15 protein-coding genes are annotated in these 15597 nt (G+C 44.4%); 1 reads left to right on the top strand and 14 read right to left on the bottom strand.

Annotated elements, in window-relative coordinates:
* Positions 1-83: 83 nt before the first annotated feature.
* From DFR44_RS04615 to DFR44_RS04565, 11 genes are all read right to left on the bottom strand, one after another.
* Entirely contained in the window at positions 84-1004 is a 921-nt protein-coding gene (locus DFR44_RS04615; RefSeq protein ID WP_246012048.1) for a lytic transglycosylase domain-containing protein, read from the bottom strand.
* 85 nt (positions 1005-1089) lie between these two features.
* A complete protein-coding gene (locus DFR44_RS04610) occupies positions 1090-3057 on the bottom strand; it encodes a DNA topoisomerase IV subunit B (RefSeq protein ID WP_133619538.1) in 1968 nt (655 codons plus the stop codon).
* A 130-nt stretch (positions 3058-3187) separates the two neighbouring features.
* Positions 3188-3607: a GFA family protein gene (locus DFR44_RS04605; RefSeq protein ID WP_133619537.1), complete on the bottom strand. Its 420-nt coding sequence runs from the start codon at positions 3605-3607 to the stop codon at positions 3188-3190.
* Between the two features lie 9 nt (positions 3608-3616).
* A complete protein-coding gene (locus DFR44_RS04600; protein ID WP_133619536.1) occupies positions 3617-3889 on the bottom strand; it encodes a putative hemolysin in 273 nt (90 codons plus the stop codon).
* A gap of 116 nt (positions 3890-4005) precedes the next feature.
* On the bottom strand, positions 4006-5772 hold the full coding sequence (locus DFR44_RS04595; RefSeq protein WP_211336898.1) for an amidohydrolase: 1767 nt from the start codon (positions 5770-5772) through the stop codon (positions 4006-4008).
* 93 nt (positions 5773-5865) lie between these two features.
* Positions 5866-7638, bottom strand: a complete 1773-nt coding sequence (locus DFR44_RS04590; RefSeq protein ID WP_211336897.1) for an amidohydrolase — start codon at positions 7636-7638, stop codon at positions 5866-5868.
* 194 nt (positions 7639-7832) lie between these two features.
* Complete coding sequence (locus tag DFR44_RS04585; protein WP_133619534.1) at positions 7833-8537, bottom strand: succinate dehydrogenase iron-sulfur subunit; 705 nt, start codon at positions 8535-8537, stop codon at positions 7833-7835.
* 92 nt (positions 8538-8629) lie between these two features.
* A complete protein-coding gene (sdhA, locus tag DFR44_RS04580; protein ID WP_133619533.1) occupies positions 8630-10441 on the bottom strand; it encodes a succinate dehydrogenase flavoprotein subunit in 1812 nt (603 codons plus the stop codon).
* Between the two features lie 17 nt (positions 10442-10458).
* Complete coding sequence (gene sdhD, locus DFR44_RS04575) at positions 10459-10818, bottom strand: succinate dehydrogenase, hydrophobic membrane anchor protein (RefSeq protein WP_133619532.1); 360 nt, start codon at positions 10816-10818, stop codon at positions 10459-10461.
* A 12-nt stretch (positions 10819-10830) separates the two neighbouring features.
* Positions 10831-11244 (bottom strand): succinate dehydrogenase, cytochrome b556 subunit, encoded by a 414-nt coding sequence (gene sdhC, locus DFR44_RS04570; RefSeq protein ID WP_133619531.1) that lies wholly within the window; start codon positions 11242-11244, stop codon positions 10831-10833.
* Between the two features lie 286 nt (positions 11245-11530).
* Positions 11531-12280: a GntR family transcriptional regulator gene (locus DFR44_RS04565; RefSeq protein WP_162845161.1), complete on the bottom strand. Its 750-nt coding sequence runs from the start codon at positions 12278-12280 to the stop codon at positions 11531-11533.
* Between the two features lie 302 nt (positions 12281-12582).
* Between DFR44_RS04565 and DFR44_RS04560 the strand changes: the two genes are divergently transcribed.
* Positions 12583-13566 (top strand): malate dehydrogenase, encoded by a 984-nt coding sequence (locus tag DFR44_RS04560; protein WP_133619529.1) that lies wholly within the window; start codon positions 12583-12585, stop codon positions 13564-13566.
* A 19-nt stretch (positions 13567-13585) separates the two neighbouring features.
* Here DFR44_RS04560 and DFR44_RS04555 read toward each other — a convergent pair whose 3' ends face one another.
* The 3 genes from DFR44_RS04555 to DFR44_RS04545 form a co-directional block, all read right to left on the bottom strand.
* On the bottom strand, positions 13586-13852 hold the full coding sequence (locus DFR44_RS04555) for a hypothetical protein (protein WP_133619528.1): 267 nt from the start codon (positions 13850-13852) through the stop codon (positions 13586-13588).
* Positions 13853-13963: 111 nt separating this feature from the next.
* On the bottom strand, positions 13964-14533 hold the full coding sequence (locus tag DFR44_RS04550; RefSeq protein WP_133619527.1) for a zinc ribbon domain-containing protein: 570 nt from the start codon (positions 14531-14533) through the stop codon (positions 13964-13966).
* 258 nt (positions 14534-14791) lie between these two features.
* On the bottom strand, positions 14792-15571 hold the full coding sequence (locus DFR44_RS04545; protein WP_133619526.1) for a YfaP family protein: 780 nt from the start codon (positions 15569-15571) through the stop codon (positions 14792-14794).
* Positions 15572-15597: the final 26 nt, after the last annotated feature.

Genomic DNA, 15597 nt, shown 5'->3' with positions numbered 1-15597 from the left:
ATTGAAAGGATTAAATAAGGCGACATTGTACCGTTTTAGCCACGTGAAAAAAACAAAAAGGAATTTTTACATGCAATTGCTTCTCAAAGAGAAAAAGCACTTTTCCAAACCTCAGATTTTTTCGGATTGGTCGTTCCAATTCTCATTTTCACCCGCTGCATGCCCCGACGTGAATATTTGCTCGCCATTGCGGGCGTATCGTCATCACTGACAATTAAAGTTGGACTGCCCGCTTTAGGTGCGTATACATTATAAAACTGCAACACGGTGCGCACATAATTTTGGGTTTCTTTATACGGTGGAATTTGACGATTATATTTATACACCGCACCCTCGCCCGCATTATAAGCAGCGATGACCAACTCGGGACGACCTTTGAACATGCGCGACAAATCAGCTAAATAGCGGACACCCGCGTAAATATTACGCTCAGGATTCATCAATTGAGCCTCACTCACCCCATATCTGGCCGCCGTTGGTGCGATGACTTGCATGAGCCCCATCGCTGCTTTGGGTGAAATCGCGGTGGCATTAAAACCTGATTCGGCAGCCATTACCGCCTTAACCAAGTTCACATCCACACCGTTTTTACGTGCATGCTTAATAATGATAGGCTCATAACGAGCCATGCTCGGACTTTTTAACAATCGGGTCAGCACTGCTTTCGATGGTGCGGGAATGTTTAGGTTATTAGGGATGGACATGCGCCCCGAATTGTCATTGCCTAATAAAGAACCCCGTTTACCGCTGATACCAGCGTATTGCGCCATATCAGGCAAGTTTGCTTGCATGGTCGGCTCAGTCGTTGCCAAAACGACATCATCAGAGAGAACGGGGCCATCATTGGCGAATAATTGATAACGTTCGTCTAATTTTTGTAATGAATAATGGGGAATCCCTTGTTCATCAACGTAGACATACAAACCGCCTGCTCGTGCGGGAGCCGCGATGAGCATCGTCAACAGAGTGATTATGGGGATGGTATATTTTGCCAATAATTGCACAGCACAACCTTAAAAAACGACATACATAAAAAAATCTTACACCCACTCTAGCATAAAACACACATTTTTATTTTTTATGCTATTTTTAGATGTCGGCATTCACCAAGTTGCCTTTTTCCTCTAACCACGCACGGCGGGATGCCGCCTCGCCTTTGCCCATCAGCATCGTCATCATGATTTTGCTGTTGCCATCGTCGGCGACCCGCTCGGTATTTAAAGCCACCTGTGATAAGCGACGCGTGTCTGGATTCATGGTGGTTTCCCACAACTGCTCGGCGTTCATTTCGCCCAAGCCTTTAAAGCGAGACACCTGCCATGCGCCCTCTTTCATACCATCTTGCAATAATTTGTCCTGAACGCGATTTAATTCTTCGCTGTCTAAACAATAAACTTTTTGCGCCAGTTTTTTGCCTCGCGCGGGCACATCAACTCGAAACAGTGGCGGTCGAGCAATATAAATATTTCCCTGCTCAATCAACTTTGGAAAGTGTTTATAAAACAACGTCAACAACAACACTTGAATGTGTGAACCATCGACGTCCGCATCAGACAGAATACAAATTTTGCCGTAGCGTAAACCTGACAAATCGGGTTCATCGTTAGGGCCATGCGGGTCAACGCCTATCGCCACAGCCATGTCATGCACCTCATTGTTAGCGAACAATCGGTCTTTATCGACTTCTAAGGTGTTCAAGACTTTACCTCGCAAAGGTAAAATCGCTTGAAACTCTTTATTGCGCCCCATTTTCGCCGAACCACCTGCCGAATCGCCCTCGACAAGGAATAATTCATTATGCAATAAATCAGTTGACTCACAATCGGTCAGCTTACCTGGCAGAACCGCAACACCTGAACTTTTACGTTTTTCAACTTTTTGTGCCGCTTTGTTACGTGCTTGCGCTTGAGCGATGACCAACTCCGCCAACAATTTTCCGTAATCAACGTGCTGATTGAGCCACAACTCTAATGCGGGGCGCGTCGCTTGAGCCACCAATTTAACCGCATCACGATTATTCAGACGTTCTTTGGTTTGCCCCTGAAACTGCGGGTCGAGCACTTTTGCGGACAGTACAAAAGAAGTCCGTGCGAACACGTCATCCGAAATTAGTTTCACACCTTTAGGCAACAACGCATGCAACTCAATAAAACTTTTCACCGCACTAAATACGCCTTCACGCACACCCGCTTCGTGCGTACCACCTGCAGGCGTAGCAATCAGATTCACGTAGCTTTCTCGCACCAAACCGCCCTGCGCCGTCCAAGCCAAAACCCACGCCGCACCTTCACCTTTGGCAAAAGTGTCATCGCCTTCGGGAGCAAACCATTCCCCGCTAAAATACGGAATCAATGGTTCTTCCTCAAGGTTCTCGCGCAAATACCCTTGTAACCCATCCTCATAAAACCACGTTTGTTTTTGTCCCGTTTTTTCATTAGTCAGCGTGACTTTTACCCCAGGGAGTAGTACCGCTTTAGCACGGAGTACTCGCTCTAATTCAGCTTGAGGAATATTGGGGGAGTCAAAATATTTCGGGTCTGGTGCAACAGTGACGCGCGTACCATTTTTTTTGTCGCCACGGCTTGCTTCGCGCACTTCAAGCGGTCTGACCACATCGCCACCAGAAAATACTAAATTTGCTACTTGTTTATCTCGCCAAACAGTCACGCCTAGATGTGTTGACAACGCATTGGTGACCGAGACACCAACACCATGCAAGCCACCAGAGAAGGCATAGGCGCCACCATCTTTTTTGTTGAATTTGCCACCCGCATGCAGTCGCGTGAACACAATTTCAATCACGGGTACGCCCTCTTCGGGGTGAATACCAATTGGAATCCCTCGCCCGTCATCCTCGACACTCACCATACCATCTGCGTGCAAAGTAACGTCAATTGTGTGGCCAAAACCACCCAGTGCTTCGTCTGCCGCATTATCAATCACTTCTTGAATGATGTGTAACGGGCTTTCGGTGCGTGTATACATGCCTGGCCGTTCTTTGACGGGCTCTAGACCTTTTAAAACGCGAATGCTGTCTTCTGAATAGATTTGACTCATGATGGCCTGTGGAAAACTAAAAAATAAAAAACGCGCGAATATATCACTCGCGCGCTATTGTACCGTAATCAACTTGATAAAAGGGTTTGTCTGGCTATTTGTACGAACCAAGTTAAGCCCCATTCGATCCTTATTTTTTCCGAATGGGCAATTGCTCATTTTTCGGCAACTCACTTGCATCGACATACCATGCGGCCATTGAATCACAAAAAATATTTTGCATCGGGCGAATATTCGGGTCGTCATCTAACGTCCCAGCGGGTACAACCACAGCTTTTCCAGTTTTTGTCAGCCACGGTAAAGATGAACCGCAGTGACGGCAAAAGGTGGTCGCAAAATATTTTGTTGCTTCTGGCTCAAAACGTCCGAGTAACTCTTCGCCTCGCGTCCATTTGAATTGTTCAGGTGAAACCAGTATGTTCGCTGCATGTGCGCCACCCGTAAACTTACGACAACGCGAGCAATGACAATACTGAAAAACGCCCAAATGACCTGATATTTCATAAGCCACTTGATCACACAAGCAACTTCCAGAAGCAATCGCAGTCATCTTGTACCTTTATTTATCAAGTTCTGCCGAACATTCTTTTCGGAAAAAAGCCCATTCATCGCAAGACTTGCCATTTTTAAACGTACAAATACCATACTCATTGCCGTTCGCATCTTTTTTAATGCTCAATTCACCGCCTTGCTCAATGCAGTACACTGAAGCTGGGTTGGCCATTCCAATCGGTTTCATTGGTTTTTCTGCAGGCTTAGGCCCTTTAGGAGCAACACAGGCTTGCAAGCCAAAGCCTGAAAGAAGCAATAACATCAATGATATTTTTTTCATAAACACACCCTATCTCATAGCAACAAAAACCGAATTATAAAACACAATAACTAAACAATGATAATTAAAAAATGTCAATCTCGCCTCCTTATCCAAAAGAAGACGAGTGACAAATATTATTTGGCGTTATAAACGGTTTTTCCTTCTTTTATTGACTCAAGAACTTGGATTTTATTAATGTCCAATGGATTAATTTTTAATGGATTTTTATCTAAAATCACTAAATCAGCAAGCTTGCCAACCGATAACGTGCCTTTCGAGCTTTCTTCAAAGTACTGAATTGCAGCCCAATCTGTCAAAGTTTTAAGCCCTTCATACGGCGTGATTCGTTGCTCTGGCCCTAAGACTTTCCCACTTCGCGTCACCCGATTGACCGTGGCATCCAACACGCGCATTGAGTTTGGAAAAGTCACGGGTGCATCATGATGCGACGTCATGGTCATGCCCGCATCAATCACGTCGCGCGAAGGTGAAATGTAGTCCGCTCTCGGGTGACCGAGTACAGAGTCTGCATGCCAATCACCCCAATAATAGGTATGCATCGGAAATAAAGAAGGTAGTATTTTCAAACGAACCAATTCAGGAATTTGGTCTTTTCTCAATGTTTGCCCATGAATCATCACCGTACGGTGATCAGGGTAACCGTATTTTTGTTCCGCCACGTCAATCGCTTTCAAATACTGATCAATGGCTGCATCACCATTTGTATGAGCAAGAAGCTGCCATTTGTTTTTAAATGCAGTTTCTACATACTCCGTGGCTTTGGCATCATCCATCACAGGGAAGCCTTTATAGTCTTCTTTTTGACCTGCTGGCGGGACATGATAATGCTGGGTCAACCACGCTGTTTTGCCTTGAGGAGAACCATCAAGTGTCAACTTAACGCCACCAATTCGATATTTGTTTTTATAGGTATGGTTTGCGCTATAGTACACACTATCCATCGTCTTAGTGCCTAAAGTGATATCAGGATAGGACACCACATCAATAAAGAATTTATGCCTGTCCGCAGCCGAGCTTAAAGCAGCCATTTGCTCAACCGTTGTGCGACCATCTTGTGCCGTCAAATAGCCTTTTTTTGCGTATTCTTCCTGCCCCTTTTGGATGAAGCGATCATTTAACTCAGCATCGGCTTTACCTAAAAGTGGAAATAAAACATTGAAGGCGGCATTTTCTTCTAAAACCCCATTGGGTAAACCTTCTGCATTACGACGTAACGTACCCCCACTTGGATTTTTAGTGTCTTTATTGTATCCCAGCATTTGCATTGCTTTTGTATTGACAACCGCAATGTGACCTGATTGATGCATGATAATCACTGGAAGCTCTGTACTGACTCGATCCAAATCTGTGGCTTTAGGATGGTCTTTTGTTGCCAATTGCGAATCATCATAACCATTACCAATAATCCATCCAAACTTGTCTACAATGACTTTACCATCTTCTGTATTTTTCCAGTCATTAAGAATAGAGACAATAGAATCAACATCATGAGCTTCACCATCTGGAGGTGGGAGTAAATTCGCAACCGATGCCGTAAAACCGACATTATAAAAATGTCCGTGACCATCTAAAAACGCGGGCAATAGTGTTTTTCCTTTGAGGTCAATCAAACTGCCTTTAAAATCCTTAAGGGCTTTTTCTTTTGAACCCACAAAAACAATTTTGCCGTCTTTTACTGCGATGGCTTCTGCATAACTGGGTTGACTCCCCTCCATTGTAATAATATCGCCGCCATAATAAACTTTCGCTGCCTCCTCCGTTACAGGGGGGGACATCGATGTTGTTTCTTCGGCATAAGCCAAATTGCTAACAACAGATAAACTTAACAACCCCAGATACACACTATTTTTTTTAGTCCACTTATTCAATGACTTTCCCATAACGGCCTCCTTTGTTAAAAAACGTCCATCAAAACTCAAAAATGCCTATTTCAACATCTATGATAAAGCTCCCCTAAGCCTACGCACAGCACCTCAAGGCTTCGTGTCGGACCAAGTGTCTCTACCTTTAAAGACTGTACCTAAAATTTTGATGTCTTTAATTGTAATGGGTTCAACTTTAAGAGGATTGTTTTGCAGAACCACAAAATTTGCATCTTTGCCCTCTTTAATTGAACCAATTTCATTTTCTAAATTTAAAGTTCTTGCCGCAGTGATGGTAATCCCTTGTAAAGCCAGATAAGGATCAATTCTTTGGTCTTGAGAAAACTTACTCTGTTCTGCCGTCACGCGGTTTATCGCCGTCCACGCCAGCGTCAAAGGCTCAATTGGTGCCATGGCAAAATCGGAATGGAATGACACAGGCACGCCACGCTTCGTTAACGATTTAATCCGAACGAGATTTTCACCACGTGCTTTACCTAAGCCTTTCTCAGAATATTTATCCGCCAAAGCCCATAAATAATAGGGATTCACAGAGGCTTCAACACCTAAGTCTTTCACCTGCTGTGCTTGTTGATCTGAAAAATACCCCATGTGGTGAAGGGTGAAACGATGATTTACTCTAGGGTTTCTTTTTTCATTTTCGGCAACATACTGCAAAACCTGTTGAATACCTTGATCGCCATTCGCATGAACGTGAATTTTATAGCCTGCATCCCAATAATATTTCACTTGCTGTTGCAATAAATTCAATGGTGTCATCCATTCGCCTTGGTGACCGTCCGTATACCCACCTTCCATGCGCATGAGCTGAGAGTAAATCGCCCCATCTGCAAACAATTTAACTTGCTTCGGTAAAAAAGTAATATTGCTCGTATTGTATTGAGCAGGCAAGGTTTCCATAAAATCTTTTGCCTTTTCGTTACTGCCCTTCATGCCATAAAGCTGAGTGCCATTAGGAACGAGATAAACATTATAAGGCGGATTTTTTTCCATTTCTTTTTTTAGCAGCCCGTACTCCATGTTGAAATCGCTACTTGGAAAACCTGGTTCAGCCACCGTTGTAATGCCATTTTTTTTAATCAATTCAGTCATTGCCACCAAACCACGGCTATAGCGCTCTGGGACGATAAACCAAGGCGCAATTTTGGGTACTAAACTCAACCAGCCGCCCTCAAAGAAATGTCCTTTTTTCCAGTCGACTTGAGGGTTACCCTTGAAATCGGCTTCCTTGAGTTTCATCATTTCAATGGCCTTGTCATTCAAAAACACCTCATGCATTGAGCGATGCAGTACCGCAACAGGCTTGTCTGGCGAGATTTTATTCAACAACTCACGGTTCAAGTCGCCATGCCACAGCTGGTGATAACCCCATACCCAATACACTTCATCCTCTTTAGCATTTTTTTGGATGGAATCGCTTAAACGCTTAATGTAGGCATCATGACCAACCACGCCTTTTTTAGTCACATCGGGCAAAACCCAATCATAAGGTGCAATAATTTCATTGGGTAAAACAGTGGCTGCAATTGACGGATGCACATGCGGTTCAATAAAACCAGGCATCAATGTTTTACCTTTTAAATCAACTGCCTGTGCGTCCGCGTATCGTTTTTCAGCCTCTGTTTTTGACCCAAGAAAAACGATTTTTCCATTTTCAACCACGACCGCTTGAACATAGTTCGGCTGACTTCCCTCCATGGTTAAAATATCACCACCAAAAAACAACTTAGTTGCTTTAGTTGCTCCCACAGCCCCTTGTTCAGAACCTTGAGCAAAGGCCGCGTGGCCAGAAAGACATAAGCCCAATAAAGACAATAGCGCAATATTTTTTAGCTTATTGGCTGATTTGATTGTTTTTTTCATTTTTATTATCTCCTTCGTATTATCGTTAATCATCAACAACAAAATCTTTTAACAAAATATCACATTCACCACACTTTAGATAGAATTTTATTTCGAAACGGGCAAAATGCTAAAACGAAACAAACGAAAGCTTTTTTACTGATATAAACGCTGCGCACAAATAAAAAAAGATGGTACAAAAGTACCATCTTTTTTTAAACAGCTCGACGAACAAGCATTTCTTTAATCTTACCAATCGCCTTAGTTGGGTTAAGTTCTTTCGGACACACATCCACGCAGTTCATGATTGTATGACAACGGAACAAACGATAAGGGTCATCAAGATTATCTAAACGAGCCGCTGTGTCTTGGTCTCGCGTATCAGCGATAAAACGATAGGCCGCTAATAGACCTGCTGGGCCAACGAATTTATCTGGATTCCACCAAAATGATGGGCACGAAGTTGAGCAGCACGCACATAAAATACACTCATACAAGCCATTCAATTCATCGCGTTGCTCAGGGGATTGTAAGCGCTCTTTTTCTGGTGCCGCAGTATTGTTGACCAAGTACGGCTTAATCGAGTGATATTGATTGAAAAAATCAGTCATATCCACAATCAAATCACGCACAACAGGCAATCCAGGCAATGGACGTAAAGTGATTTTTTCGGGCAAGTCGTTCAAGTTGGTCAAACAAGCCAAACCATTTTTGCCATTGATATTCATGGCATCTGAACCGCATACACCCTCGCGGCATGAACGACGAAAAGAAATGCTTTCGTCTACCTTTTTCAATTTGACTAAAGCATCGAGGAGCATACGGTCACCATCTTCAAGATCTATCTTGATGGTTTGCATATACGGTTTCGCATCTTTATCTGGGTCGTATCGGTAGATTTCAAAAATTTTTGTTTTCATGAGTTTCTCTTGATTTTCTAGGATGGGCATCGCCCACCACCATTCAGGATTAGCCAAGGTGAGCACGGCTCACCCTACGTTTTCTTGATGCTTTAGAACGTCCGTGGCTTAGGTGGAACCGTATCCACCGTCAACGGTTTAGTCACCACAGGTTTATAATCCAAACGGTTGCCATCGGCATACCATAACGTGTGCTTCATCCATTCTTTATCATTACGGCCCAGCGGAAACTCAGGATGATCCGCACCGTGTTCGTAATCATAAACGGCATGCGCACCACGACACTCCGTACGAGCCGCGGCTGAGAACATGGTCGCTTTCGCCACTTCAATCAAGTTATCCACCTCAAGTGCTTCAACAAGCGCAGTGTTAAATACTTTTGATTTGTCTTTAACATGAATGTTCTTAACTTGCTCTGCCACCTTCATAATCTCTACAACGCCCGCATTCAAAGTGTCTTGCGTGCGGAATACAGCAGCATGTTTTTGCATCGTGGAGCGAATCGCATCGGCGACGTCTTGAGCATTTTCACCAGAAGTTGAATTTTGGAAACGTGCCAAACGAGCCAAAGTTTTATCTGCCGCATCTTTTGGCAAATCTTTATGATCCGCTGGCATTCTTTTGATGGATTCAACGATATGATTACCCGCTGCTCGACCGAATACAACTAAGTCCAGCAAAGAGTTCGTGCCTAAACGGTTTGCGCCGTGTACGGATACGCATGAGCATTCACCGACTGCATAAAAGCCATTGACCACTTTGTTACCACTGTTCATGCCATCATTCAAATCATTTGGCACAACCACTTGACCGTTGATGTTGGTTGGGATACCGCCCATCTGGTAGTGAATCGTCGGCACGACGGGAATCATTTCTTTAGACGCATCAACATTGGCGAACTTCTTGGCAATTTCAAAAATCGACGGCAGACGTTTCATGATGGTTTCTTTACCGATGTGGGTCACATCGAGCATCACGTGGTCTTTGTTCGGACCGCAACCGCGCCCTTCTTTGATTTCTTGATCCATTGAACGCGACACAAAGTCACGCGGTGCCAAGTCTTTCAGGGTCGGCGCATAACGTTCCATGAAGCGCTCGCCATTGCAATTGCGCAAAATACCACCTTCACCACGCACGCCTTCTGTAATCAAAACGCCTGCACCAGCCACGCCTGTTGGATGGAATTGCCAAAACTCCATATCTTCAAGCGGAATACCCGCGCGCGCCGCCATACCCAAACCATCGCCTGTGTTGATAAAAGCATTGGTTGACGCTTGGAATATACGCCCTGCCCCACCCGTTGCGAACAGGGTGATTTTCGCTTGCAGGTTCATCACTTCGCCTGTTTCCATTTCAAGTGCAGTCACACCCAACACGTCACCATCAGCGTCACGAATCAAATCCAAAGCCATCCATTCGACAAAAAACTGCGTATTGGCGCGCACATTGCGCTGATACAAGGTGTGCAGCAAAGCGTGACCAGTACGGTCGGCGGCCGCGCAAGCGCGTGGCACAGGCTTTTCACCATAATTTGCAGAGTGCCCACCGAATGGACGCTGATAAATCGTGCCATCTGGATTACGGTCAAACGGCATACCAAAGTGCTCTAACTCGTATACGACTTTAGGGGCTTCGCGGCACATAAACTCAATCGCGTCTTGGTCGCCCAGCCAGTCCGAACCTTTGACCGTATCATAAAAATGATAGTGCCAATTATCTTCAGACATATTGCCCAAAGATGCGCCAATACCACCCTGCGCGGCTACGGTATGTGAGCGTGTTGGAAATACTTTCGACAAGACCGCTACAGACAAACCTGCTTCAGAAAGTTGTAACGCTGCACGTAAGCCTGAACCACCTGCACCGACCACAACCACATCAAATTTTTTCGTTAAAATCGCCATGTTATGTCCTTAATTCCTTATTTCCACAAGGCTGAAACACCATAAGCGGCGCAACCAAGTAACCATAAAATCGTGAAAACATGCAGGGTTAAACGCAGCCCTACATTTTTAATGTAATCCATCCAAATATCACGGACGCCTATCCAAGCATGGTAGCAAACCGCCAATAAAGTAAAGAAAGTCAAAATTTTCATTGGCGCACAAGTCATGAACGCATGCCATGCCTCAAATGTAGTCGGTGCAATCAAAAACTGAACCAAAACGGCAATCACAAACAACAACACAAGCGCACCCGTGATGCGCTGAGCCAACCAATCTTTCCAGCCATAATGTGCACCTGAGGTGACGCGAGCAGTTCCTACTTTTACATTTTTCATTGGGAACCCCTCTTAAAATAAATTAAACAAACGGGCGCCGACAACTGCCGTCAACACCAAGCTAATCACTAAAACCGCGTTGGCCGTTGCACGACCGCTTTCTTTGTTGACCTTGATGTGCAAATCCATCATCAGGTAACGCACACCCGCACACGCATGGTGAAGAATGGCCCAAATCAAACCAAGCATCACCACTTTAACTAAAGGATGGGCTAGACAAGCAGCCATGACATCAAATTTTTCTTTCGTGCCAAAACTTGCAGCAATCAGTGCGAACAAAAGCGGCAACGCTAAAAACAGCGATAAACCACTGATGCGATGCAAAATAGAAACGATACCCGCAGCGGGCAAGCGATAATTTCTAATATCGGCAATGCCAATATTGCGAAACTCTGGCCGCTTTGGTGTTTGTGGCGTCTGACCCATAATACTAACCTCACATTAATTAAAAACCATTGATACTAAGCCAATTTTACTATTGGTTATCTTAGTACTGTCAAATTACTAACAGCTGACTTAAAAAACAGAAAAATCGACTCTATGTAAGTGCCTAGCCTCATCAAAGATAATTTCTTTATTTTTCAATATATTCATAAAAAAACATTCAACATCTGGGCGCATTTAAATCTATCATCCCAGCTAAGAGAACATTTTTGCAAATAAAAACGCTATTAACTAGCGTTTTAGTTGTATGACCTGTTGGTCATACCTATTAAATCAACTCATTTTTGTAGTGATACGCAGTCGTCAGATACCAACCGTGGCGCACTTCAACCAATTTATCAGCATAGCTGTACGACAAACGTTCGATAAACAACAACGGCTCATCAGCAGAAACTTCCAAAGATTCAGTGACTTGCGCATCACCCATGACCGCGCGCAGCTTTTCCACTGCCCGAATCATCCGCACATTATATTCTGCTTCGAACCAACCGTACAGTGTTCCTTTGTAATTCATCATTTGCTCTTGCGTGACATTATTAAAAATATGAGGCGAGAGCCAAATTTGTTCAAAGACTGCGGGCTTATTATTGAACGACAGTAAACGTGTAATTTTCACAGCCAAATCTTTTTTCGTCAAACCCAAATTCATTCGCACGTCTTCAGGAGGTGTGATGCGCTCAACACTGACGATATTAGAATTGGTTTTGACCTCCTCACCCGAGTCAGCATTCATGCTCAAGAACCTAAAGCGCACCTTTGCTTCTTGGTGGGTAGCGACAAAAGTGCCGCGTCCTTGACGACGCACGAGCAAATTTTCAGCGGCCAACTCATCCACAGCCTTACGAACGGTGCCTTGACTCACCTTATAACGCGCAGCCAGTTCAATTTCTGACGGAATCATCTCACCCGCATTCCATTCGCCTTGCTCTAAGCTGTGCAAGAGTAGGGCTTTAATTTGTTGGTACAAAGGGCTGAACACGGGCGAGGTGTCCACTGCCCCTAAATTTTGTTCTGCCATATAAGTATTCCAATCTTTCACATTTGATAATTTTTTAATGTCTCCCTGCGAATTGACACAACAAGTCATCAATTTGACGGCATTATGCCGTAAAACAAAAATACTGTCCAACACTCTTGCATCTTCTATAAGACATTAGAGTGTTGACACATCATAGCGGCTTGTTTACACTTTCGGCATTGATTATGTTGCTGTGCGCAAATTTGCAAAACACACCTGCAATTGCGACAAGCTGCGTTACAATGCCACGTTTAATTTATTCATATTCAACCGTTTTCTTAACTCTTAAAAAGGTGTTTATCATGACAAAAGCCCCCATGCGCGTTGCGGTCACTGGTGCCGCAGGTCAAATCTGTTACTCATTGTTGTTCCGCATTGCCAACGGTGACATGCTTGGTAAAGACCAGCCTGTGATTTTGCAACTTCTCGACATCACACCCGCATTACCTGCTGTTAATGGTGTCGTAATGGAGCTTGAAGATTGCGCATTCCCATTATTAGCAGGTGTTGTCGTGTCTGACGACCCAAATGTCGCATTCAAAGATGCAGACATTGCGATTTTAGTTGGCGCGCGTCCACGCTCAAAAGGCATGGAACGCAAAGATTTACTCGAAGCCAATGGCGCAATTTTCACTGTCCAAGGTAAAGCATTGAATGACCATGCCAGCCGCAACGTTAAAGTATTGGTTGTAGGCAACCCTGCCAATACCAATGCGTACATCGCGATGAAATCAGCCCCAGACTTGCCTCGTGAAAACTTCACGGCAATGCTCCGCCTCGACCACAACCGTGCCTTATCTCAAATCGCAGCAAAAACAGGTAAAGCAATTGACGCTATTGAAAAACTGGTTGTATGGGGCAATCACAGTCCAACAATGTACCCAGACACGCGTTTTGCGACCATTGCTGGCGAATCTGTTGACGCATTGATTAATGACCAAACTTGGACTCGTGATACGTTCATCCCTACCGTAGGCAAGCGCGGTGCAGCAATTATTGAAGCACGTGGTTTATCTTCTGCCGCATCAGCCGCTAATGCTGCGATTGACCACATTCACGATTGGGTGCTCGGTACAAATGGTAAATGGGTCACCATGGGTATTCCTTCAAACGGCGAATACGGCATTCCAGCCGACACCTTATACGGCATGCCAGTAACCTGCGAAAATGGAAAATATACACTCGTGAATGGTTTAGAAATTGACGAGTTCTCTCGCTCAAAAATGGATGCAACTTTGGCTGAACTCGAAGAAGAGAAAGCGGGTATTGCGCACTTGCTCGCTTAATACGTTTCATATCGCCCGTTCACATCAAAACCCCCGCTCTATCAGCGGGGGTTTTGTTTGGACTACACGGATGACTCCAATAACTCAATACAATATTTAAAGCTTTGATGGTTTTAAAATACAATTCATCAGGCGTTTGCTCATTCAAGCTTGAATGCTCACGCTCAGAATCGTACCACTGGAAATAATCCGAAATATCGGTTTGAGCGATTACGGCGGCTTCTACGGGGCATGTGCTGTTACTCCTTTGTGCCACTTGACTGACAGTTGAAGTAAACTTTGTCATTTATAAATTATGTTCAGTTCTTCAGAGCACATCTCTACAAAATGCAGGAGTTTGTCTATAGTATAAAGCCCAGCAAAATGCTGGGCTTTTCGTTTAGATGTTCGCTAATACTTAGAAAGTTAACTGAGTGGCAGCAATAACCCCCATTTTTCCACATGCATCGGTGTAATACCACTCAACGTCCATATCTTCAACTTTGTTGTAGGAAACTTCGGCGACACCGAATGTGTTGATAGAGGCTTTTTTCGTAAGTGTGCATAAGACTGGACCATTGGCAGATTCACGGACGTTGCTCGGTGGTGCATTGACCAAAGCCAACTCGCCTTTTGTTCCCGCACTACTTGATTTTTTGACCACGCCAGCTGTTTGTTTCTCAGCGTCCTTCTTTTCTTGCGCCTTTTGGGTTTGTTCTACTTTTGTTTGCATTTCTTTCTCTTTTGCTGCAACGGCGTTTGATACCGAATTTTGATTAAACCACATAAAGCCACCAGCGGCTATCGCACCAATTAGCAAGGCAAGAATCACATACAAAACAATCGGTTTTTGTGGTGTGGCCTGAGCCGTTTGAGGTGATGCTGGTGCTGGCGATATGGCTTCTACTTTATTCAGTGGGCTACCATCGTTTGCGCAAAAATTTTGATTATCGGCATATTGCTGTTGGCACTGTGGGCATTGCTTCATATAAGCTCCAATTGATTCATGGTATAAATAAAGAGCGCATTTTACCAAAAAAATTTAGAGATTTGGCATCAAATCCTTGGTTTTATCGGTTCTGTTGCCTTACGAGCGATACCGAATATCAGATGAATGACAGACCCGACAAAATTGCCATGGATAAGAGCACGCCAATAAAGCAGCCACCGACCAAACCTTTAAAAATAATACTCTTTCACTTGCAAGTCGTGGGAAGTCCGTATGCGTTTTCTACGGAAACTCCACTTAATACAAAAATGCCTTAGCGAGCATCAATTCACCCGCACGTCTGAGAGGTACGTTGAAAATTTGCTGCGCTTCTTTGGGGGTATTTTCATCTCGAATTACGATGATGCGTGCATTGGTGATGATTTGTTTGTCGCTGTTGCCACCATAGTAATTCACATATATTTGATACAAACCCGCTGCTGGATTCGGCGTGGCAAAAATTTCAGGACCGTAGCCATCGGTAGCATCAATATCAATCCCTCCACCACTTTTCAAAGTTTGCTGACCATACCACGCGTGCTCACCTTTCGGAGTGATGACGTGCAAATCAACATCGGTGTTGTTTGAATCCCATGACAAGATAATCCGAAGTTTAACGGGGGTTTTGCCCGCATTAGCCTCATAAAATTGACGGCGAGAAATCACCTTGCCATTCGTATCGCGAATCTCAACACTGTTACTGCCTGAGCCAAAAGCATAGGGACGTGCGTATTGACCAGCTTCGTTGACATCCAGTGGCATACTCGCACCATTGACGATAAGTTTTTTGGGTCGTCGGTCTTTGGGGTTGGCATTGATTTTGCCCATGATAAGGCTACTCACTGGCTTCCCTCCACTGTTGGTGCGACTGGCTGGGTAATGGGTGTCCTGTTTAAAATCAGCTGTGTTGGTGTCCTGATAGCGCCAACCACCTAAGGGACGTGTGGAATTCTGTGCATGGGCTGACAAGATAATGGCGCTCATGGGAATCAAGGCAAGCAGTAATTTGCTGATAAAGTGAAACTGGATTCGTTGCATGTATTTTCTCTCAGTAATATTTGACG

Origin of the sequence: Hydromonas duriensis (assembly GCF_004363775.1) — a bacterium.
GTDB lineage: Bacteria > Pseudomonadota > Gammaproteobacteria > Burkholderiales > Burkholderiaceae > Hydromonas > Hydromonas duriensis.
The sequence above is the reverse complement of the archived record's forward strand: the minus strand, read 5'-3'. Positions and strand labels throughout refer to the sequence as shown.